Here is a 19871-nt window from a genome sequence, read left to right as displayed (position 1 = left end):
GGCGCGATGCCGGCGGGCCACCGCGAGGCGGCCCCGCCGGCGTCCGTCACTGGAACTGGTGGGTGACGATCCGGGCCTTGTAGTTCTCGCTGCCGTCGCAGGTGCGGGTGTCGACCACCTGGCCGCCGGCGTCCAGGAAGTACACGGTCGGGCCGCCCCAGTGGCCCGAGTCCTCGGAGGTCGGGTCGGCGGTCAGGAGGTACTCGCCGTTCCAGTGGCGCACGAACGACTTCACGAAGTCGGTGTTGAAGCCGTTGCCGCCCAGGTCATGGGAGAGTCGGGTCGACTTGTCGATGTAGTAGCAGCCCCAGGAGTCGGTGACCAGCAGCCGGTTGGGGTCGGCGTAGTCGGGCTGGATGTCGTGCCCGTTGCCGATCCACTCGTCCTCGGGCAGGTCCCGGTTGTAGGGGTTGAGGATGATCGGGGTGCCGTACTCCTCCAGCGCCACGTTCGCCTTGGAGCCGGTGACCCGGTACGAGCGCACGTAGGGACCGCCGGACGCCCACAGCAACTGGCTGGCCGGGTCCCACAGCACGCCGTGCGCCTCGTAGAACTCGTAGCTGCGGACCGGCTCGACGCTGGACGGGTCGCCGCCCGTCATCTGCACGTAGAGGTGCAGCCAGCCGCCCTTGTCGGTGCTGGCGACGACGATCGCGCCGATGTCGGGAACGCGCTCGATGCTGTGCGGATACGTCGTCAGGTGATCGGTCCAGATCAGGTCGCCCTGCGTCAGATGGGCGTCCGAGGTGAGCCGCATCAGGCCCACCCGCCCGCTGTCGCCGCGGCCGTGCGCCACCATCACCAGGGTGCCGACCTCGTCGCCGAAGTAGCACTCCCGCATCCGGAACTCCAGCGGGTCGTTCCAGCCGTCCGCCGAGCCGGCGGAGAAGCTCCACAGCGGGTCGCCGTTCCAGTCGGCCGCGGCGCGGTCGTAGACCATGATCGTGTTGCTCACATGGTCGGTGATCGCGATGCGGTAGCTGTCCGCCGCCGCGGCGGACCGCGTCGCCCCGCCCAGCGTGATCCCCGTGACCGGCAGCGTGACCGCTCCGGCGGCGAGGCCTCGCACCAAGCTCCGTCTGCGCATTCTGGCTCCCTGTTCGATTCGTTCGGTTTGTTTGGTCCTGTTCTTCTTCGTGGCCTACTGAACGAATTACTTCCTACCCCGTCGCCGAGCGGAATGTTTCTCTCCAGTTGGGTGGACCCGGCAGGGAATTCCGCCGCGATCCGCGCCCGCCGCCGACGGCCACGGGTTTGTCCCAAATGAGGGAAACAGCTTGCGAGAAGGTGTCGCGCCCCGGAAACTCACTTCGGGGGCCGCCGCGTTCGGCGGCGCCGGGGGAACAAGGGGGGACCTCAATGCTGAAGGAAGAGCTTTCCCATGCCTGGGACTTCACCGTGGCGGACGATTTCGTCGCCTGGTGGGACGACATCGCGCGCACGATCTGCCCGGTGGACGCGCGCCGCGGGGACGACGAGTTCCACGTCGAGACGCGGCTGCTGGAGATCGGGAACGTCCGGGTGTGGCCGACCACCGTGCGTCCGGAGGGCCCGGGGCGGGCGTCCGTCTGGCCGCCGCGGCCGCACCGCGTCCGGCCGCCGGAATGGTGCGTCGCCGAGCCCGCCGGGGGCGGGTGCGCGGGCGGGGACGAGGCGTCGCACGACCGCTACGAAAGGTACGTCATCGACACCTCGCCACCCTGGGACCGCGTGCCCTGGCGGCTGCGGGGCATCGGCCTGGAGGTGCCGGCGAAGCTGCTGCCCCGGTTCGCGGAGGGCACCGGCGCGCCGGCCGCCGGCGGGGCGGCGGACCGCCCTCTGGCCAGGGTCTTGCCCGGACGGGAGGGCATCGGCGCGGTGCTCTCCCAGTTCCTCACCAGCCTGATCCGGCAGGCGGACTGCTTACGCTCCCGCGACGTGGTCCACCTGGAGGCGGTGCTGACCGAGTTGCTCGCCGCCACACTCGCGCACAGCGTCGAGGTGGGCGAGCGCCCGCCGGTCGAGCACCGCTCCCGGGTCCTCACCCGACGCGTCCGCGCCCATATCGAGGAGCACCTGGGGGACCCGGAGCTGAGCCCGCGGACGGTCGCCGCGGCGCACCACATCTCGGTCAGCTACCTGCACCGCCTCTTCCGGGCCGACGGCACCACCGTCGCCGCCTGGATACGTGAGCGGCGGCTGGAGGCCGCCCGGCGCGACCTCGCGGACCCGGCCCAGTGGGCGGTGCCGGTGCACGGCATCGCCGCCCGCTGGGGCTTCACCCACCACGCGTCGTTCACCCGGGCGTTCCACGCCGCCTACGGCCGCTCGCCCCGCGAGTACCGCTTCTCCGGAGACGGGGAAGAGGGCGGGGGCGAGGGCCGTGGCGGGCCGTCTCAGGCCGGTTCGGGCATCGGCGGGTAGGGCAGCAGCGTGGCGTCGATCCGCTCCCAGGTGGCCCGCATGTCGGCCAGCAGCTCGGGCTGGTGGCTCGCCTTGTTGGCCTGCTCCCGCGGATCGGCGGCCACGTCGTACAGCCGGTCCGTGTCGTTCATCCGGAGGTACTTCCAGTTGCCGCGGCGCAGCGCCCGCTCCCTGCGCACCCGCCAGAACATGTCGCGCTCGGGCGGCGCCTCGCCGCGCAGCAGGTAGTCGGCGAGGCTGCCGCCGTCCAGCGGGTGGGAGGCGGCGGCGCGGGCGCCGGCCAGGTCGAGCAGCGTCGCGGTCCAGTCGGGGGAGTAGGTCGGCACGTCGCACTCCTGCCGACCCCGCAGCCCGGCCGGCCAGCGGACGATCAGCGGAACCCGGATACCGCCCTCCTGCAGCGACCCCTTCCGGCCGGACAGCGGCCACGAGTACGACCAGCGCTCGCCGCCGTTGTCGCTGGAGAAGAGCACCAGGGTGTTCCGCTCCTGGCCGCTGTCGCGCAGCGCGTCCAGCACCTGGCCGACGCTGTGGTCCAGGCCCTCGACCATCTCGGCGTACTTCTCCAGCGAGCCGCCGTCGTTGTGGCTCAGCGGCGCCTGCCTCGGCCCGCCGGTCTTGATGGCCGTGGCGATCCGGGCCGCCTCCTCCTCGTCGCCCTCCGCGATCCACGGCCAGTGCGGGGTGGTGTAGTTGAGGTTCAGCAGCCAGGGCCGGCCCTGCTCGCGGGTGCGGATGTGGTCGGCGGCCCGCTCGGTGAGGATCCGGGTGTAGTAGCGGAGGTCCTCGTGGGTGGCGTCGCCCTCGTACAGGTCGTACTCGCCCAGCATGCCCAGCTTGGAGTAGTACTCCAGCGCGCCACCGAAGTTGCCGAAGAAGGTCTCCCAGCCGGACTTGGTGGGGCTGTAGTCCGGCAGGTAGCCGCAGTGCCACTTGCCGATCATCGCGGTGTCGTAGCCGACGTCCCGCAGCAGCGAGGCCAGCGTGGGGTGGTCGGGCTCCAGCCCGATGTCCCTGCCGTTGATCGGTTCGGCCAGCCCGCCCTCCGTGCGTCCCGGGTAGCGCCCCGTGTAGAGCGAGAAGCGGGTGGGCGAACACGTCGCCGAGCCCGAGTACCCCTGGGTGAACAGCATGCCCTGGCGCGCCAGCCGGTCCAGGTTCGGCGTGCGGATGGTCGGGGAGCCGTAGCAGGACAGGTCGGCCGAGCCCAGGTCGTCGGCCAGGATCACCAGGATGTTGGGCGCCGTGGCGCCGGGGCCTCCGGGCACTCCCGGGCCGCCGGGTCCCCCGGGACCTCCGGGAAGGCGCGCCTCGTCTCCGCTCATCGTGGAACCTCCGGATTCCGATATCAGGTCTGCGTGAGTCGTCTTCAGCCGTCATCAGAATGTCGGGGAGGCGCTGTTATGTCGTTGACTTCATGTGCACAGTTCCTTGACGTCCTGTCCACATGAGAGCGCGATAAGGGGCGCGCGGAGTGCAACGTGCGCCTGCCCGGCGGATCGGGGAGATCCGCCGGGCAGGCTCAAGGGGGGTGTCATGCCTCAGGCGGTGGGCGCCGTCGGCGTGGGATCACGGGAGGGCCCGGATCAGGAGAACCAGCTCGGGAGCGACCCGCGGGCGGCGCTCAGCACCGCCTCGGACGGCGCCGAGGTCCCGGTGTGGCCGCTGTGGTCGGCGTGCGCCGTCTGGTCGACGTACTCCTCGGTGACCGCGGGGGTGTGCTCCGCGGCCGCCTCGCCCGCCGCGGCGACCTCCTCGGCGCTCAGCGTCTGGCCGTCGCCGTAGGTGACCTGGCCGTTGCCGCCGTCGAAGGTGACGTCCGAGCAGGAGTAGAAGTTCTCCTGGCTGTCGGAGCGCGTCCAGTGGACGTAGATCACGGCGTCACCGGAGCGGCCGCTCGGCAGCTGGACGTTCCAGTAGTAGTAGCCGCCGTTCGAGCCCGCGCCGCCGCTCTGCGGCGGGTTGGTCACGGTGCTGATCTTCTCCAGGTTGCCCCAGCCCAGCTGCTGGGTGGGAGACCAGCCCGGCTTGGTGATGTACACGTCGAACCTGCCCGGGTGGTGCGCCCAGTTGCTGTGCTGCAGCTGGATCGTCTGGCCCGAGGTGAGGTGCGTCGTCGGCCAGTCGCTCCGCTGCGCGTTGTAGGCGGAGAAGTTGAACGGGCCGCGGTTGCCGCCGCTGCACAGCGTCCCGTCCGGGATGTAGCCCTGGGTCCGGCCGCCGCCGTTGGAGTCCAGCACGGCGAACCAGTTGTAGAGCGGCCCGGTGCCGCCCTGCTGGACCGCGGCCGCACAGGCCGGGTTGGCCGGCATCTGGGTGCTGCTGTTCTCCAGCAGGTCCAGGTAGCACAGGTAGGTGCGCGAGCCCGGCATCATCGTGGCCCCGTGGGCCGACGCGGGGGACGGGAGGAGCGACACGACCAGGGCGACCAGCCCGGCTCCCAGAACGCTCAGGAAGCGAATCTTTCTGGCCGTCGTGGTTCTTCGGTCAGTGGTTCGAATGGTCACGGGTTCTCCTAGAAGAGTCTCTGCCGCGACGAGGCAGCCCACGGCACCGGCCCACGTACGGTCTGGTCGGTGCACCGGCGGCCCGTCGCCAGTACCACAGCCGTTTGGGAGCGCTCCCGCGACCAAAGTAGCGTCCGTCGGATCATTGCGAAAGCGTTTGTTCGGGCCTAAGACTCGCTGTGTTCGGCCAGTTGGGAGTGGGGTTCGGCCGGGCGGGCCGCGTGCGGCGGGGGGCGTGGTCGTCCCCGGCGTGATCGTCCGGCGCCGGCGACCCGGCCCTGGTCGCCGGGCGCCGCACATGGAACGATTCATTTCATGACCATGCCAATGACCCGTCGTACGTTCGCACGGCTCGCGGTCGTCCCGGCGCTCGGCTCGCTGGCCGCCCTGGGGCCCGCCCCCGTCCACGCCGCCGCGCGGGGCTCGGGCCGGTCGGGGATCGTCGCCGCCATGCGCCGCGCCGCCCTCTTCATGGACGAACACGTCTCCCACGAGGGGGCCTACGTCTGGAACTACCTGCCCGACCTCTCGCTCACCTGGGGCGAGATGGAGGCCAGGCGGACCATGTGCTGGATCCAGCCGCCCGGCACCCCGACGGTGGGGCACGGCATGCTCGACGCCTACCACGCCACGGGCGAGGAGTGCTTCTACCGGGCGGCCGAGCGGACGGCGCTGGCGCTGGTGCGGGCGCAGACCTCGTCCGGCGGTTGGAACTACGTCCACGACACGGCCGGCGAGGCGTCGCTGCGCGACTGGTACGCCACCGTCGGCGCGAACGGGTGGCGGCTGGAGGAGTTCCAGCACTACTACGGGAACGCCACGTTCGACGACGGCGGCACCGCGTCCACCGCCCAACTGCTCCTCCGGCTCTACGTGGAGCGCCGCGACCCGCGGATCGGGGCCGCGCTCGACCGGGCCGTCGGCTTCGTGCTGGCGGCGCAGTTCTCCGGCGGCGCGGCCGACGGCGGCTGGCCGCAGCGCTTTCCGTGGAACCCGGACGCGATCGGCGAGATGCCGTGGCCCGAGGTCACGCCGTCCTGGCTGCCGAGCGATGTCCAGCACGGCATGGAGGACGGCGACTACACCCGGCACGTCACCTTCAACGACGACGTCATGGGCCAGAACATCCTCTTCCTGCTGATGTGCGTGGCGTCCCTCGGCCGGCGCGACTTGATCGGTCCGCTGCGGCGCGCCATGGCCTGCGTGCAGCGGCTCCAGCAGCCCGGGCCCCAGGCCGGCTGGGGCCTGCAGCACCTGTCCCGCGCCACGAACGGCCGGCCCGCCGGCGCCCCGGCCGGGGCCCGGTCCTACGAGCCGCGCGGTCTGTCGCCCGAGACCACCCAGAACAACGTCCGCCAGCTCTTCGACTTCTTCCTGCTGACCGGCGACCGCGCCCACCTCGGCCGCGTCCCCGAGGCGATCGCGTGGCTGGAGAGCTGCCCGCTGACCGCCCAGCAGATCGCCGAGAACCCGCTGCTGGAGGGCCGGACACACCCGACGTACGTGGAACTGGGCAGCAACCGCGCCCGTTTCGTCCACCGCTTCGGGTCGAACATCCGCAACGGCGCCTACTACTTCGACCACGACCACCGGCGGACCCTCAGCCACTCCAACGCCGCGAAGCGGCTCGACGTCGCCGGCCTGAAGGAGACCTACGAGGAGCTCATGGCGCTGACCCCGGCCGAGGTGGCGGACCTGCGGGCCCGCTCGCCCCTCACCCGCGGCGGTCCCATCCCGCTGCCCCGCTACTTCGCCGTCCGGGACCTGGACGTGACCGACCTCTTCCGGGACGCCGCCGTCGGGCTGCCCGAGGTCGGCGAGGAGGAGGCGAACCGGCTGGTCGCCGAACTCGGCGACGCGGACCACTGGCTGTCGCCGATCGAGGCGGTCACCAATCCCTACCGGGGCCCGGGCCCGACCGAGCCCTACGACGGCACGGCCTTCATGAGCACGAACGTCGGCGACCTCCACGACACGTCCCCCTACGACCCGCTCGCTCCGCCCGACGCGCCGCCCTACCAGCCCACGGATCCGCCGCTCGGCATCACCACGGACACCTTCGTGAGCAACCTGTCCCGCCTCACCGCCCACGTCGCCCCACGCCCGACCTGAGCCCGCCGCGCGCCGGCGGTATGCCTAGGTGAGGCGTTCGACGGCGGCCGTGACGAGGGCCGGGTCCTGGGGTTCGACGTCGAGGGCGCGGTGGATGGTGAGGCCCTCGACGAGGGCGTCGAGCAGGCGTGCCGTGGTCGGGTCGAAGTGGCGTTCCAGGGCCGCGCGGCTCCGCGCCATCCACGCATTGGTCAGCGTGCGGAACGCCGGTTCGCGGGCGGCGAGGGTGTACAGCTCGTGGGTCAGGACGAGGTCGCGGTGGGTGTCGAAGACGTCGTCGGTGATGATGGCGACGATCGCGCGTTTGGCCGCGTCGACGTCCGCGGCCGCGGCCATGCGGCGTTCGAACTGGTCGCTGACCGACTGGGCGAAGCGGGTGAACGCCTCGTGCAGCAGCTCGTCCATGCCGGAGAAATGGTAGGTCATCGAGCCGAGGGGGACACCGGCCGCGGCGGCCACCCTGCGGTGGGAGGTGCCGGCGACGCCGGACTCGGCGATGACGTCCAGGCAGGCCCGGATGATCCGCTCCCGCCGGCCGGGGTCGCGATGGGGCACGCCGCGGGGTGTCCCGCCGTCGGCGGGGGGCGTGGCGGTCACTGGTCGTCCGGGAGCGTTCGGGTGACGCGCGCCGGGTTGCCCACCGCGACGACGTTCGCGGGGATGTCGCGGGTGACGACCGCTCCGGCTCCGATCACCGAGTTGGCGCCGATGGTGACGCCGGGGCAGACGATGACTCCGCCGCCGAGCCAGACGTTGTCGCCGAGGGTGATGGGTCGGGCCGCCTCCAGCTTGTCCCGGCGTGGCCGCGGTTCGATCGGGTGGGTGGGCGTCAGGAGTTGGACGCTGGGGCCGATCTGGCAGTCGGCGCCGATCGTGATCGGCGCGACGTCCAGCGCCGTGAGGTTGCAGTTGACGAACGTCCGCGCGCCGACGCTGAGGTGCTCGCCGTAGTCCACGAACAGCGGCGGCCTGACGAACGCGTCCTCGCCGAGGTGGCCGAGCAGCTCGGCGAGGTACCCGCGGGCGGCCGCCGCGCCCTGGACGAAGGCCCGGTGGTAGGCGTCGGCCAGCCGGACCGCTCGTTGTGCGCGGCGCGCGATCTCCGGGTCGTCGGCGATGTAGAGGTCCCCGGCGAGCATGCGCTGATGGTTCGTGCGGTCGTCGCCCGCGAAGTAGTCCCTCGATGTCACGGGAGGACTCTACCGCATCGGTGTACGTTCGTACGCGAATTCGTGTACGAACGTACACGAGATGATCGACGCCGCCGCGGGACGCGCGGACCCCGACGCCAGGCACTGGAACTCGACGACCGCATGTAAGACGCCGTCCGACGAGGTGCGGCTGGCGCGGCAGGCCGCGGAGTACCGGCGGGTCGTCGAGGCGTGCGTCAACGTCGACGGCTGCCGGGGCGTCACCGTCTGGGGCTTCTCCGACGCCGACTCCCGGGTGCCCCGGTTCGTCCTCGACGAGGGCGCCGCCTGCCGGTGGGACGAGGGCCACCGGCCCAAACCGGCCTACCACGCCATGCCGGCCGGCTTCGGCGCCAGATGACACGACACGAGCCCGCGGCATCCGGCGATGCGGGTTCACGCCGCGTCAGCCGCAGCCGCGGGGGGTGTTCACGCGGTAGGTGGTGATGACGGCGGCGTGGTCGGAGGGCCAGGCGTTGTACCGGTGGCGCGGATGCTCCTCCCATTCCTCGTGCTGTTCCGCCGGAGCGGGCGTGCCGGTCACGTGGGTGCGGGAGTCCAGGACGGTGAGTCGGCCGCCCCGGTGGAAGATGAAGTCGATGCGGTCCTGGGGCTCGGCCCGTTGCAGGTCCGCGTTCCACAGCTCGGTCGGGGACCAGGTGAGGCCGGGATACGCGCGCGGATCGGGGTGGACGGCCCGGTAGGAGTCCTGGAAGCCGGCCTCCTCCAGGGCCAGGGTGGCGGGCCAGTTGCGCGGTTCGGTCGTCACGTCGGAGATCCAGTCGCGGTGGGAGGGGCAGTTGAAGTCGCCGAGCACGATGACGGGCTCTCGTGTGCCGGGCGAGCTGCTCCTCGAGCCCGCCGAGGATCCCGTCCCGCATCTCCGTCCCGCGTCGGGACCCGTTCTCCGCCGCCTGGACCGGGCCGTGAACCGCCGCTTGCCGGGCTCGGCGGCGTGGGGGCCGTAGGACTCGTAGTCGAGGTGGACGCAGCAGAGGTGCACCGTGAGGTCGCCGGCGGTGACCGCCGACCGCAGGAACTCCGCGTCGTGCGCGCTGCGGTGCGGGTCGATCGGGTAGCGGCTGATCAGGCCGATGTCCTTGTCGTCGTCGGGGGCGAGGTGGATCCGGGGGCACTCGTGGTGGTACCAGCCCAGGCGTTCGGCGAGTTGCCGCACGGTCCCCGGCTCCTGGTAGCGGTGGACCTCCTGGAGGGCCACGACGTCGACGCTCTGGTCCAGGAGCACGCGCAGGACCTTGTTGACTCCGTCGTGGGGCCGGGTCGCGTCGTACCTCATGTTCCAGGTGGCGACGCGGAGTCGGTCGACCAGCGGCGCTTCGGGATCCCGCACCGGGACGGTCACCGCCACGCTCGTGCCCGTGCTGGATCGTAGGCGGTGATCGTCGGCGACGCTGGCGACGACGACGAGGTGACCGCTGCTCCCCGCGCATCCGGGCGGTGGCGTTCCGCTGATCTCCCCGGTCAGGGAGACCTGCAGCCACTCGTCGCCGTGGTGCTTGTGGAAGGTGACCCGCTCACGCCCGAAGCGTTGCAGGATCCCGGCGAGTGGGACCCGGAACGCCTGGCCGGCCACGACGTTGGCCGTCGTGAAGGAGTCCACCAGGAAGTAGGGATCGTCGGTCAGGACGAAACGGACGGTGGACGCCGGATCTCCCCGCTCGTCGTCGGTGTCCGGCCCGCCCGCTGCCGATGTGACCAGCGTGGCCCGGTACTCCCCGGCGGGAGCGCCCCGGGCTTCGTCCCGTGGGAGATGCCGGAGAACCGGACGACACCGGCCCGGCCGGGGGCGTACTCGAACGCGCGGTGGGCCTCGGCCGGCGTTTCCGTCGAGTCCAGGACGACCCTGTTGTTTCCCGTTTCGTCGAACTCGTAGTGGATCAGGATGTCGTCGCCGGGTCTGATCGGTTCACTGGAACAGAGGGAGATCCGCTCCGTCATCGCCGCTCCAGGTCGGTGTCGCCATCGCTGACGGCTCGCACAGCACGTCGATCCTGCGGCGCCGCACCCCTCGCGGCCACCCGGCCGCCCCCAGACGGATGAGCGACACGGGCCCACACGCGGCGTCAGCCGCCGCGAGGACGCCCGTGGCGTGCCGGCGGGTCGGGGGGAGTTTCCGGGTGGGGGAGTTTCCGGGACCGTTCCGCGTCTCCCGTGGTGGCGGTCGTGGTGGACCACCACGCCGGCGACACGCGACGCCGAGGAGGGACGCGAGCGGGCCGCCGACGACTCGGCCCGGGCGATCGGCGAAGATCACCACCGGCCACCCGTGCGCGCGGTGCGTGGTGGTGATCTTCGCCGGTCACCCGTTCCTATGATGGCGACATGCCCGGCCTGCGTGAGCTCGCGGTGCGCACACCGCCGGAGCGGGAACGCTACGTGGACCTGCTGCGGGCGCTCGCCATCCTCGTCGTGGTGCTCGGCCACTGGATGGTCGTCGTGGTCACCGGAGGGGCCCGTGGCCTGGACGGTTTCAGCGCCCTGAGGGTGCTGGAGTGGGGCCGCCCGATCACCTGGCTGGTCCAGGTGATGCCGGTGTTCTTCATGGTGGGCGGGTTCGCCAACGCCGCGTCGTTGACCTCGCGACTCCGTCGGGGCGGCGATGCCCAGGACTGGCTGCTCGACCGCGGCGCGCGGCTCGTCCGGCCCACGACCGCGCTCCTGGTGACGCTCGCCGCCGCCGGACTGGTCGCCCGGCTGGCGGGCGTCCGCCCCGCCCAGGTGGGCCAGGCGGTGTCGCTGGCCTCGATCCCGCTGTGGTTCCTGCTGGTCTATCTCGTGGCGGTGATCCTGACGCCGTTGACGCATCGCCTGCACCGGCGGGTCGGGCTGGCCGTGCCGCTGGTGCTGGTGGCGCTGGTCGCCGCGGGGGACGTGGCGCGGCTGGTGTTCGACGCGTCGACGCCGCAGCTGGGCAACTACCTGTTCGCCTGGCTTGCGGTGCACCAGATCGGGTTCGCCTGGCAGGACGGAACGCTGCCGGTGCGGCCCGGAGTCGCCGCGCCGCTGCTGGTGGGCGGCGCCGCGGCGGCGGTGCTGCTCACGGCGCTCGGCCCGTACCCGGTCAGCATGGTGAGCATCCCGGGCGCACCGCTCGGCAACCTCTCGCCGCCGACGCTCGCCCTGCTGGCGTTGGCGACGGCTCAGCTCGGGCTGGTCCTGCTGCTGCGGGACGTGGGGGACCGGTGGATGCGACGGTCCGGGCCGTGGCTGGCCGTGATCGCCGTCAACTCGGTGATCCTCACCCTGCTGCTGTGGCACATGGGCGCGTTCGTGGTCGTCGCCGTGGCCGTGTACGCCGCCGGCCTCCCGCTGCCGCAGCCTCCTGAGGACACGGGGGCGTGGCTGCTGTGGAAGCTGCAGTGGCTGGCCGCGCTGGTCGTCGTGCTGGGCGCGCTGGTGGCGGTCTTCGGCCGGATCGAGAGGCGCGGCGGGCCGCGCGGGCGGCGGGCCCCGGTCGTCGCCTACGGTTGGCGGGCCGCCGCGACGACCGTCGGCTTCGCCGCCTGCGTGCTCGGCCTGCTCGGCGTGGCCACCGAGGGCTCGGCCGACCCCGACCCCTTCGGGTTGCCGACCGCGGCCCTGGCCGGCTTCCTGGCGGGTGCGGCCCTGCTCCACGCGGCCCGCACGGCCGTCACGGCCGGAGACCACCGCCCCGGCCGCTCGTGATCGGCCCCTGAGGCTCGGCCCTGCCCCGACGGGACCCGCTAGAGCCGCAGCAGCATCGTGTCGGAGTCGCCCTCCCGGCCCACGGTGACGAAGCCCAGGTCCGTGTACAGGCGGGCGGCTCGGTTGCCGTCCTCGACGCTGAGGCTGAGGCCGGTCAGCCCGGTCGCGGCGGCGCGTGCGATCAGCTCCGTGAGCAGCGCACGCCCCACCCCTCGCCCCCGCCAGCCCGGAGCGACGGCGAGGCTCACCTCGGGCACGTCGGGGGCGACGTAGCCGTAGCCGGGGTCGTCGGGCGGGAGGAGTCGGGCCCACGCGGCGCCCACCCGCTCGCCGGGCGGCGCCGCGTCCTCGGCGATCACGCCGAGGTCGCCGGGACGCGGCCAGCCCGTCACGTAGTGCGCGAGCTTCGGGTCCGCGAGGACCCGCGCGTGGTCGAAGCCGCCTTCGCCGTCCCAGTTGAACGCCTCCAGCAGCATCAGCGTCAGGAAGTCGACGTCCTCGGCCTCGGCCGGCCGCAGCCGTACGCTCATCCGCTCCGTCTCCTCTTCTCCGTTCTCCGTCATCTCGTCCTCCGCGTCAGCTCTCGGCCGGGGCGGCCGGCCCGACGAGTTCCGCCAGCACGTCCTCCATCGTGACGAAGCCGCGCAGGTCCCCCTTCGGGTGGGCGACGGCCGCGAGGTGGGTGGAGGCCGCGCGCATGGCGGTGAGCGCGTCGTCCAGCGGGGTGTCCGGGGGCACCCGGACGACGGTGCGCAGGGCGTCGCGGGGGAACGGCCGGTCCCGGTCGCGGGCCGGGATCTCGAGCGCGTCCTTGACGTGAAGCATGCCGAGCACGCTGCCGCCCGGCGCGGTCACGGGGAAACGGGAGAACCCCGAGGTCGCCGCGGCCCGCTCCAGTCCCCTGGGCGTGATCCGATGGTCGACGGTCACCATGCGGTCGGCCGGGACCACGATCTCGGCGACGGTGCGGGTGCCGAGCTCCAGGGCGTCCCGCAGCCGTGCGCTCTCGGTGGACTCCAGCAGGCCGGCGTCGCTGGAGTCCTGCACGATGCGCAGCAGTTCGTCGTCGGTGAAGGCCGAGGGGACCTCGTCCCTCGGCTCGACCCGCAGCAGCCGCAGCAGCGCGTTGGCGCAGGCGTTGATGCCGAAGATCACCGGGCGCAGCGCGCGGGTGATGGCGACCAGCGGCGGGCCGAGCAGCAGCGCGGTGCGTTCCGGGGCCGCCAGCGCGATGTTCTTGGGGACCATCTCGCCGACCAGCATGTGCAGATAGGTGGCCAGGGCCAGCGCGATGGCGAACGCGATCGGGTGCACCAGCGCGTGCGGGACGCCGATCGCGTCGAAGGGCGGTTGGAGCAGGTGTGCCATGGCGGGTTCGGCGACCGCGCCCAGCACCAGGGAGGAGAGGGTGATGCCCAGCTGGGCGGCGGCCATCATGGGGGAGAGGTGCTCCAGCGCCCACAGCACGATCCGGGCCCGCCGCTCGCCGGCCCTGGCGCGTGGTTCGATCTGGTCGCGGCGGACGGAGATGAGCGCGAACTCGGCGCCGACGAAGAAGGCGTTGGTCAGCAGCGTGAGGGCGCCGAGGGCAAGTTGCAGGACGGTCACGGGCGGTCCTCCGCCGGCCCGTCAGCCGGCCGGGTGGGGTCGGGGGCGGTGATCTCGATCCGGTCGGCGCGGTGGTGGGCGACGGCCAGCACGGTCAGCCGCCAGCCGTCCACCTCGATGGCGTCGTTCCGTGCGGGTATCCGGCCCAGTCGGGTGGCCACCAGTCCGGCGAGGGTCTCGTAGGGCCCGTGCGGCACCCGCAGGTCCAGGGCGGCCAGCTCGTCGACGCGGACGCTGCCGTCCGCCTGCCAGGTGTGCGGGCCGACGGGCGCGAGCACGGGTTCCTCGGCCAGGTCGTGCTCGTCCCGCACCTCGCCGACGACCTCCTCGACGATGTCCTCCAGGGTGGCGACGCCCGCGGTGCCGCCGTACTCGTCGAGGACGACGGCCATCGTCCGGGTGTCCCGCAGCTGGTTCAGCAGCCGGTCCACCGGCAGGCTGTGCGGAACCAGCACGGGCGGGGTGATGAGGTCCGCGACGGGGGTGTCCGCGCGCGCCGACTCGTCGACCGCGAGGACGTCCTTGATGTGCACGATGCCCAGGATGTCGTCCAGGTTGCTCTGGTACACCGGGAACCGGGACAGGCCGGTGGCCAGGGTGAGGTTGACGGCGTCGGCGGCGGTGGCCGCGTCCTGGAGGGCGTGCACGTCCACCCGGGGGGTCATGACGTTCTGCGCGGTCAGCTCGCTCAGGTGCAGGGTGCGGACGAACAGCTCGGCCGAGTCGGTCGGCAGCGCGCCCTGCGCGGCCGAGTGCCGGGCCAACGCGATCAGCTCCTGCGGGGTGCGGGCCGAGGCGAGCTCCTCGGTGGGCTCCAGCCCGGTCAGCCGCACCAGGCGGTTCGCGGTGTCGTTCAGATGGCGGATGAACGGGGCGAAGGCCGCCGTGAAGGCGCGCTGCGGCGCGGCGACCCGGCGGGCGACCGCCAGCGGGCGGGAGATCGCCCAGTTCTTCGGGACCAGCTCCCCGATGACCATCAGCAGCACCGTCGACAGGGCCATGCCCAGCGCGACGGCGACGGAGGACGCCACACCCTCCGGCAGGCCCGCCCAGGTCAGCGGGCCGTCCAGTAGCCGGGCCAGCGACGGCTCGGCGAGCATGCCGATGACCAGCGACGTCACCGTGATGCCCAGCTGCGCGCCGGACAGCTGGAACGTCAGCGCCCGGACCGCGGCCAGCGCGCCCGCGGCCGCGTGGTCGCCCGCGTCCGTGGCCCGTTCCAACTCGGCGCGCTCCACGGTGGTGAGGGAGAACTCCGCGGCGACGAACACCGCACAGGCCAGCATCAGCGCCAACGCCAGCAGGACGAACAGCACCTCGATCACCGCGTCACCCCCTCCCACCAGGAGCCGCGCGGGACGGCGGGGGCGATTCGGTCGCTACTGGGAGGCTCGGCCATGCCTGGACCGCGCTCCTTGTCTGTCTGTCGGGCGTGCTGGCTCGGACGTTCGGCGGTGGCCTCATGGTAAATGGCGCGCCAAACGGTGGCAGGAGCGCGCCGGCCCGCGCATGTCGCGGGCCCGCCCCGGATCGCGTCGGGTCCGCCGACGACCGCTACCGTGGGTCCGTCGGAGCCCGGGGCGCCCTCCGGCCGGAGCCGGCGGGGGCGCGGGGCGGTCTGAAGGGGGACGCCGTGTCGAGCAGCGCCGAGGGGTCCGGCTCCCGATCCGGCGACGCCGGACTCGCCTCGAACATGCTCGCCGTCATCGGCTGCTGCCTTCCGCTGCTGGCGGTGCTCGTCGGGGGCGGGAGCCTCGTGGCGCACTACCTGATCAGGACGCCCACGTCGCCGTACCAGGTGGAGTTCTCCACGTCGGGAGCCGTGTGCGGCTCCGACGGCCCCGACGACTCCGGGAGCTCCGACGGCGCCGAGGGCGCCGCGGACGCCGAGCTCGTCCTCGACGAGGAGACGGGCGAGGTGCTGTACTGCAGCGTTCTCCCGCCGATCGACGTCGACGGCAGGGCCCGCGCCCGCGGCGCGTTCTCCGCCGAGGAGGTCGCCCGGGTCACGGACCTGGCGCGCTCCCGGGCCGCCGACGGCCGGCTGGAGGAGGCGGACCGGGACGCCGTGGAACGGCTGGTCGCGGAGATCGGCAGGGAGCACGGCGAGACCAAGACGTCGCCGACCCCGCTGGAGCGGCTGACCTGGACCGTCGGCCTCTACGGCCTCGTCGGCGGGCTCGCCGCACTGGTCCTGCTCGGCCTCGTCGCGCGCTACCTGGACCTCTGACAAGCCCTGACAAGCCCTGACGAGGCCCCGGACCGGTCTTCCGAACGCCGGGCGGTGGGCCCGGTCCGGTCCGCGTATGCAATCCGTTAGGGCTGTGCCGTGGCGTGTCAGGGATGTGTAAAGAGGCGCCGCGGAGGTCCCGGGTCGTGGGTTTCCTGAAGTCATCGCGAAACCGTGGCGGCCGGCAGTCGGTCGTCGACCAGCGCAGGACCTGACCCGCGGCGAGGACGGAGATGGCAACGAAGGCTCGACGCGGCAGCCTCCGTATCCACCGGCACGTGACACCGGCGGCCCAGGTCACGATGCGGATGGTCCTGCCGAACGGCACCGGCCGGGCACCGACCTCGTGTCCCGGTGCCGGCGCGGCTCGCGGGGACGTCCGGTGAGGACCACGAAGGACGCGAGCGAGCCGGTGGTGCCCCCGGCGATACCCGAGGTGGTGGACAGCCCCGCGCTCCGGGGCCAACCCACGGGCCGGCTGGCGCAGTGGCTGCTGCGGCACCGGGTCCAGCCCGTCGGGCCGGCCGCGGGCGAGGGCCAGGCCGATCCGCACCCCTGGTGGAAGGTGATGTGCCTGACCGGGGTGGACTACTTCTCCAGCCTCGCCTACGTGCCGGCGATCGCCGTGCTGGCGGCCGGGGCGGTGTCGCCGTTGGCGACGCTGCTGATCGTGGCGCTGACGCTGCTGGGCATGCTGCCCATGTACCGCCGGGTGGCGAAGGAGAGCCCGCAGGGCGCGGGGTCGGTGGCGATCCTGGAGGACCTGCTGCCGTTCTGGCGGGGCAAGCTGTTCGTGCTGGTCCTGCTGGGCTTCGTGGCCACGTCGTGGATCGTGACGATCACCCTCTCCTCGGCGGACGCCTCCGTGCACATCGTGGAGAACCCCTACCTGCCGACCGCGCTGCACGGGCACGAGGTCGGGATCACGGTCGTGCTGTTGCTGGTGCTGGGCGGGGTGTTCCTGCTCGGGTTCAGCGAGGCGGTCAGCGTGGCGATCCCGCTGGTCGCGGTCTTCCTGGCGTTCAACGCGGTGATCATCGTCGTGGGCGTGGTGGACGTGTTCAGCACGCCGGGGGCGTGGTCGGCGTGGCTGGACGCGCTGGACGAGGAGGGCGGCGGGAGCCTCGGCGGTCTGCTGGGGCCGGCGCTGCTGGCGTTCCCGCTGCTGGTGCTGGGCCTGTCGGGATTCGAGACCGGGGTGAGCATGATCCCGCTCGTGTCCTGCGACGGCGGCGACGGGGAACAGCGGATGCGGTCGCGGATCCGGAACACCCGCAGGCTGCTGACCACCGCCGCGGTCATCATGAGCGTCTACCTGCTGAGCGCGAGCTTCGTGACCACCGTGCTCATCCCGGAGGAGCTGTTCGACTCCGGCGGCGACGCCAACGGCCGGGCCCTGGCCTGGCTGGCGCACGAGCGTTTCGGGGAGGTCTTCGGCACCGCCTACGACGTCAGCACGATCCTGATCCTGTGGTTCGCCGGCGCCTCGGCGATGGCGGGGCTGATCAACATCGTGCCGCGCTACCTGCCCAACTACGGCATGGCCCCGGAGTGGGGACGGGCGGTGCGCCCGGTCGTGATCGTCTACACGCTGCTGTGCGTGGTCACCACCCTCGCGTTCGACGCCGACGTGGACGCCCAGGCCGGCGCCTACGCCACCGGCATCCTGGCCATGATGGTCTCCGCCGCCTTCGCCGTGACCGTCTCGGCCACCCGGCGCCGCCAGCGCCCGGCGGCCGTGGGCTTCGGCGTGCTCACCGCGGTGCTGGTGTACGCCCTGGCGGCCAACATCGTCGACAAGCCCGACGGCATCGCCATCTCCGGCCTGTTCGTCGTCGGCATCATCGCCGTGTCGTTGGTCTCCCGGGTCTCGCGCACCACCGAACTCCGCGCCGACCGTGTCGAGTTCGACGCCACGGCCCGCCTGTTCATCGCCGACACGCTCGCCTACGACAACGCCATCAACATCATCACGAACCGCCGCCAGGCCGGCGACGGGGCCGAGTACCTGGCCAAGGAGCACGAGCAGCGCGGGTCCAACCCCGTGCCGGGACCGGCGGACGTGATCTTCCTGGAGATCGACGTGGTCGACCCGTCCGACTTCAGCGAGGCGCTGACCGTGCACGGCGTCGAGGTCGACGGGTTCCGGATCCTGCGCACCGAGGCCCCGGCCGCGCCCAACGCCATCGCCGCGATCCTGCTGGCGCTCCGCGACGCCACCGGCGTCCGCCCGCACTGCTACTTCGCCTGGGCCGAGGGCAGCCCGCTGCGGCACATGTTCCGCTACTTCCTGCTGGGCCGCGGCGACACCGCCCCCGTCACCCGCGAGATCATCCGCAGGAACGAACCCGACCCCACGCTCCGCCCGGGCATCCACGTCGGCAGCTGACCGCCGCGCGCCCCGGCGCCGGAGTGGGTACCGTCGCTGCCGTGCGCCTGCTGCTGACGTCCGACACCCACGTGCCGAAGCGGGCCGGGACGCTGCCCGACCGGCTGCTCGACGAGGCCCGCCGGGCCGACGTGGTCATCCACGCGGGTGACTGGGTCGACGTCGCCACGCTCGACCTGCTCACCCGCCACGCGCGCCGCCTCGTCGGCGTGTACGGCAACAACGACGGCCCGGACCTGCGGGCCCGACTGCCCGAGGTGGCCCACGCCGAGCTGGGCGGCCTGCGCTTCGGTGTGGTGCACGAGACCGGACCCGCGCCGGGCCGGGAACGCCGCTGCGACCGTCGCTTTCCCGATCTCGACGTGCTGGTGTTCGGGCACAGCCACATTCCGTGGGACACCACCACCCCCGGCGGCCTGCGCCTGCTGAACCCGGGCTCGCCGACCGACCGCCGGCGCCAGCCGACGCACACCTACCTGACGGCCGAGGCGGCCGCCGGCCGCCTCACGGCCGTGACCCTGCACGATCTCCCGGCACGCTGACCGGCAGGCTGACGGGATCGCTGACCGGACCGGCCCGCGCGGCGTCACACGTCCTCGTCCATCCGGATGGCCTCGCGCAGGTTCTCGTGGGCGCGCCGTGAGCCGCCCTCGTGGTTCTCGAGCAGAACGGCGGCGATGGCGTCGAGCTTGCGTTGCAACGCGTGCTCGGCCCGCCGCTCGGTGTTCTTCAGGAGCGCGAGCAGCAGGAGGTTCACGGCGGCCAGCAGATCTCCGACGAACATCATCCAGGCCAGCGGCACGCCGGTGAGGTGCACCGTGACGAAGGCGATGATCAGGAGGACGCAGAACCCGTAGAAGGCGGGCGAACTGGTCACGTTGGACGCCGACTCGGCCAGCCGTTCGAAGCGGCCGCGGCGGTCGCCGCCCCGGTCGGCGGGGTGTTGGAGGGTCATGGGCCATCCGTCCTCTCGCGTCCGTTGCCTGGGGCACGGCGTGTACCCCGCCGGTGAGGTGACGGCACCTCGAGTGTGGACACGTGTTCGAGAAACGTGGGGCATGATGGGACGCGATGGACGCCGAACTGTTCCCGCGTGCACGACGGGAGATCGCGCCCGGGGCGGTGCACCTGCCGGACTGGCTGTCGCCGGAGCGGCAGCGGGAGCTGCTGGCCGCGTGCCGGGAGTGGGCGCGGCCGCCGGCCGGACTGCGGACCGTGCGGGTGGGCGGCGGCGTCATGAGCGTCCGCCAGCTCAGTCTCGGCTGGCACTGGTACCCCTACGGCTACGCCCGCACCGTGGTGGACGGCGACGGGGCGCCCGTGAAGCCGTTCCCCGCGTGGCTGGGGGAGTGGGCGGCTCAGGTGGTCGCCGCGGCGGGGGTCGAGACCGGCGACGGAGCGGGCCCGGCGGAGCACCCCTTCGACGTCGCGCTGGTGAACCTCTACGGGCCGAATGCCCGGATGGGCATGCACCGGGACAGCGACGAGCGCTCGCCGGCCCCGGTGGTCTCGTTCAGCCTCGGCGACGCCTGCGACTTCCGCTTCGGGAACGTGGTCGGCCGCGGCCGACCGTGGACCGACGTGGAGCTGCGCAGCGGCGACGCCTTCGTCTTCGGCGGCCCGTCCCGGCTGGCCTACCACGGAGTGCCCCGCACCCGCCCCGGCAGCGGTCCGTCGGAGCTCGGACTGGACGGCCGCGTCAACGTCACCGTGCGGGCCTCCGGGCTGGGTTGACGCCCGACGGC

At 72.7% G+C, this 19871-nt stretch carries 18 protein-coding genes; 8 read left to right on the top strand and 10 right to left on the bottom strand.

From position 1 onward, the window contains the following. Positions 1-46: 46 nt before the first annotated feature. On the bottom strand, positions 47-1087 hold the full coding sequence (locus ABGB06_RS15790) for a hypothetical protein (RefSeq protein WP_347589619.1): 1041 nt from the start codon (positions 1085-1087) through the stop codon (positions 47-49). A 272-nt stretch (positions 1088-1359) separates the two neighbouring features. Here ABGB06_RS15790 and ABGB06_RS15785 point away from each other — a divergent pair, with 272 nt between their 5' ends. Beyond that, the gene (locus tag ABGB06_RS15785) at positions 1360-2403 is read left to right on the top strand and encodes an AraC family transcriptional regulator (protein WP_347589617.1); all 1044 of its coding nucleotides are present in this window, start codon (positions 1360-1362) and stop codon (positions 2401-2403) included. Here ABGB06_RS15785 and ABGB06_RS15780 read toward each other — a convergent pair. Further along, positions 2376-3728, bottom strand: a complete 1353-nt coding sequence (locus tag ABGB06_RS15780; RefSeq protein ID WP_347589615.1) for a sulfatase-like hydrolase/transferase — start codon at positions 3726-3728, stop codon at positions 2376-2378. The two genes, ABGB06_RS15785 and ABGB06_RS15780, sit on opposite strands and share 28 nt — an antisense overlap. Before the next feature lie 261 nt (positions 3729-3989). Continuing rightward, on the bottom strand, positions 3990-4856 hold the full coding sequence (locus tag ABGB06_RS15775; RefSeq protein WP_347589842.1) for a lytic polysaccharide monooxygenase: 867 nt from the start codon (positions 4854-4856) through the stop codon (positions 3990-3992). A 369-nt stretch (positions 4857-5225) separates the two neighbouring features. On the opposite strand from ABGB06_RS15775, the gene ABGB06_RS15770 reads away from it, so the two are divergent. Continuing rightward, positions 5226-7022, top strand: a complete 1797-nt coding sequence (locus ABGB06_RS15770; protein WP_347589613.1) for a pectate lyase — start codon at positions 5226-5228, stop codon at positions 7020-7022. A 24-nt stretch (positions 7023-7046) separates the two neighbouring features. Here the strand turns inward: ABGB06_RS15770 and ABGB06_RS15765 are convergent, their stop codons facing one another. Then, positions 7047-7577, bottom strand: a complete 531-nt coding sequence (locus tag ABGB06_RS15765; RefSeq protein ID WP_347589611.1) for a TetR family transcriptional regulator — start codon at positions 7575-7577, stop codon at positions 7047-7049. 38 nt (positions 7578-7615) lie between these two features. Then, positions 7616-8161 carry a sugar O-acetyltransferase gene (locus ABGB06_RS15760; protein WP_347589840.1) on the bottom strand — a complete coding sequence of 182 codons (546 nt, stop codon included), beginning with the start codon at positions 8159-8161 and terminating at the stop codon, positions 7616-7618. A 112-nt stretch (positions 8162-8273) separates the two neighbouring features. Here ABGB06_RS15760 and ABGB06_RS15755 point away from each other — a divergent pair, with 112 nt between their 5' ends. After that, a complete protein-coding gene (locus ABGB06_RS15755) occupies positions 8274-8573 on the top strand; it encodes an endo-1,4-beta-xylanase (protein WP_347589609.1) in 300 nt (99 codons plus the stop codon). A gap of 45 nt (positions 8574-8618) precedes the next feature. Here the strand turns inward: ABGB06_RS15755 and ABGB06_RS15750 are convergent, their stop codons facing one another. Continuing rightward, a complete protein-coding gene (locus tag ABGB06_RS15750; RefSeq protein WP_347589608.1) occupies positions 8619-9833 on the bottom strand; it encodes an endonuclease/exonuclease/phosphatase family protein in 1215 nt (404 codons plus the stop codon). A 722-nt stretch (positions 9834-10555) separates the two neighbouring features. Between ABGB06_RS15750 and ABGB06_RS15745 the strand changes: the two genes are divergently transcribed. Then, positions 10556-11899: an acyltransferase gene (locus tag ABGB06_RS15745; RefSeq protein ID WP_347589606.1), complete on the top strand. Its 1344-nt coding sequence runs from the start codon at positions 10556-10558 to the stop codon at positions 11897-11899. Between the two features lie 38 nt (positions 11900-11937). On the opposite strand, the gene ABGB06_RS15740 is transcribed toward ABGB06_RS15745, so the two are convergent. Genes ABGB06_RS15740 through ABGB06_RS15730 form a run of 3 tightly spaced genes read right to left on the bottom strand, consistent with a single transcriptional unit; the run spans position 11938 to position 14832 of the window. Beyond that, positions 11938-12462, bottom strand: coding sequence for an N-acetyltransferase (locus tag ABGB06_RS15740; RefSeq protein ID WP_347589604.1), 525 nt, complete (start codon positions 12460-12462; stop codon positions 11938-11940). 13 nt (positions 12463-12475) lie between these two features. Continuing rightward, positions 12476-13507 carry a hemolysin family protein gene (locus ABGB06_RS15735; RefSeq protein WP_347589602.1) on the bottom strand — a complete coding sequence of 344 codons (1032 nt, stop codon included), beginning with the start codon at positions 13505-13507 and terminating at the stop codon, positions 12476-12478. Next, positions 13504-14832, bottom strand: coding sequence for a hemolysin family protein (locus tag ABGB06_RS15730; protein ID WP_347589600.1), 1329 nt, complete (start codon positions 14830-14832; stop codon positions 13504-13506). The genes ABGB06_RS15735 and ABGB06_RS15730 overlap by 4 nt, the downstream gene beginning before the upstream one ends. Before the next feature lie 308 nt (positions 14833-15140). Between ABGB06_RS15730 and ABGB06_RS15725 the strand changes: the two genes are divergently transcribed. The 3 genes from ABGB06_RS15725 (at position 15141) to ABGB06_RS15715 (ending at position 18668) form a co-directional block, all read left to right on the top strand. After that, entirely contained in the window at positions 15141-15737 is a 597-nt protein-coding gene (locus ABGB06_RS15725) for a hypothetical protein (protein ID WP_347589598.1), read from the top strand. A gap of 382 nt (positions 15738-16119) precedes the next feature. Beyond that, positions 16120-18126 carry an amino acid transporter gene (locus ABGB06_RS15720; RefSeq protein WP_347589596.1) on the top strand — a complete coding sequence of 669 codons (2007 nt, stop codon included), beginning with the start codon at positions 16120-16122 and terminating at the stop codon, positions 18124-18126. A gap of 41 nt (positions 18127-18167) precedes the next feature. Further along, positions 18168-18668 carry a metallophosphoesterase gene (locus ABGB06_RS15715; RefSeq protein WP_347589594.1) on the top strand — a complete coding sequence of 167 codons (501 nt, stop codon included), beginning with the start codon at positions 18168-18170 and terminating at the stop codon, positions 18666-18668. Positions 18669-18712: 44 nt separating this feature from the next. Here ABGB06_RS15715 and ABGB06_RS15710 read toward each other — a convergent pair whose 3' ends face one another. After that, positions 18713-19081, bottom strand: a complete 369-nt coding sequence (locus ABGB06_RS15710) for a hypothetical protein (RefSeq protein WP_347589592.1) — start codon at positions 19079-19081, stop codon at positions 18713-18715. Between the two features lie 116 nt (positions 19082-19197). On the opposite strand from ABGB06_RS15710, the gene ABGB06_RS15705 reads away from it, so the two are divergent. Continuing rightward, complete coding sequence (locus ABGB06_RS15705) at positions 19198-19860, top strand: alpha-ketoglutarate-dependent dioxygenase AlkB (RefSeq protein ID WP_347589590.1); 663 nt, start codon at positions 19198-19200, stop codon at positions 19858-19860. The last annotated feature ends 11 nt before the right edge of the window (positions 19861-19871 follow it).

It is taken from the genome of Streptomyces sp. B6B3, assembly GCF_039871525.1.
Classification (GTDB): Bacteria; Actinomycetota; Actinomycetes; order Streptomycetales; family Streptomycetaceae; genus Streptomyces.
The sequence above is the reverse complement of the archived record's forward strand: the minus strand, read 5'-3'. Positions and strand labels throughout refer to the sequence as shown.

Coding starts and splice junctions, on each gene's coding strand:
- ABGB06_RS15745 (WP_347589606.1), top strand. CDS start 10,556: ATGCCCGGCCTGCGTGAGCTCGCGGTGCGCACACCGCCGGAGCGGGAA.
- ABGB06_RS15785 (WP_347589617.1), top strand. CDS start 1,360: ATGCTGAAGGAAGAGCTTTCCCATGCCTGGGACTTCACCGTGGCGGAC.
- ABGB06_RS15755 (WP_347589609.1), top strand. CDS start 8,274: ATGATCGACGCCGCCGCGGGACGCGCGGACCCCGACGCCAGGCACTGG.
- ABGB06_RS15705 (WP_347589590.1), top strand. CDS start 19,198: ATGGACGCCGAACTGTTCCCGCGTGCACGACGGGAGATCGCGCCCGGG.
- ABGB06_RS15790 (WP_347589619.1), bottom strand. CDS start 1,087: ATGCGCAGACGGAGCTTGGTGCGAGGCCTCGCCGCCGGAGCGGTCACG.
- ABGB06_RS15740 (WP_347589604.1), bottom strand. CDS start 12,462: ATGACGGAGAACGGAGAAGAGGAGACGGAGCGGATGAGCGTACGGCTG.
- ABGB06_RS15760 (WP_347589840.1), bottom strand. CDS start 8,161: ATGCTCGCCGGGGACCTCTACATCGCCGACGACCCGGAGATCGCGCGC.
- ABGB06_RS15770 (WP_347589613.1), top strand. CDS start 5,226: ATGACCATGCCAATGACCCGTCGTACGTTCGCACGGCTCGCGGTCGTC.
- ABGB06_RS15710 (WP_347589592.1), bottom strand. CDS start 19,081: ATGACCCTCCAACACCCCGCCGACCGGGGCGGCGACCGCCGCGGCCGC.
- ABGB06_RS15780 (WP_347589615.1), bottom strand. CDS start 3,728: ATGAGCGGAGACGAGGCGCGCCTTCCCGGAGGTCCCGGGGGACCCGGC.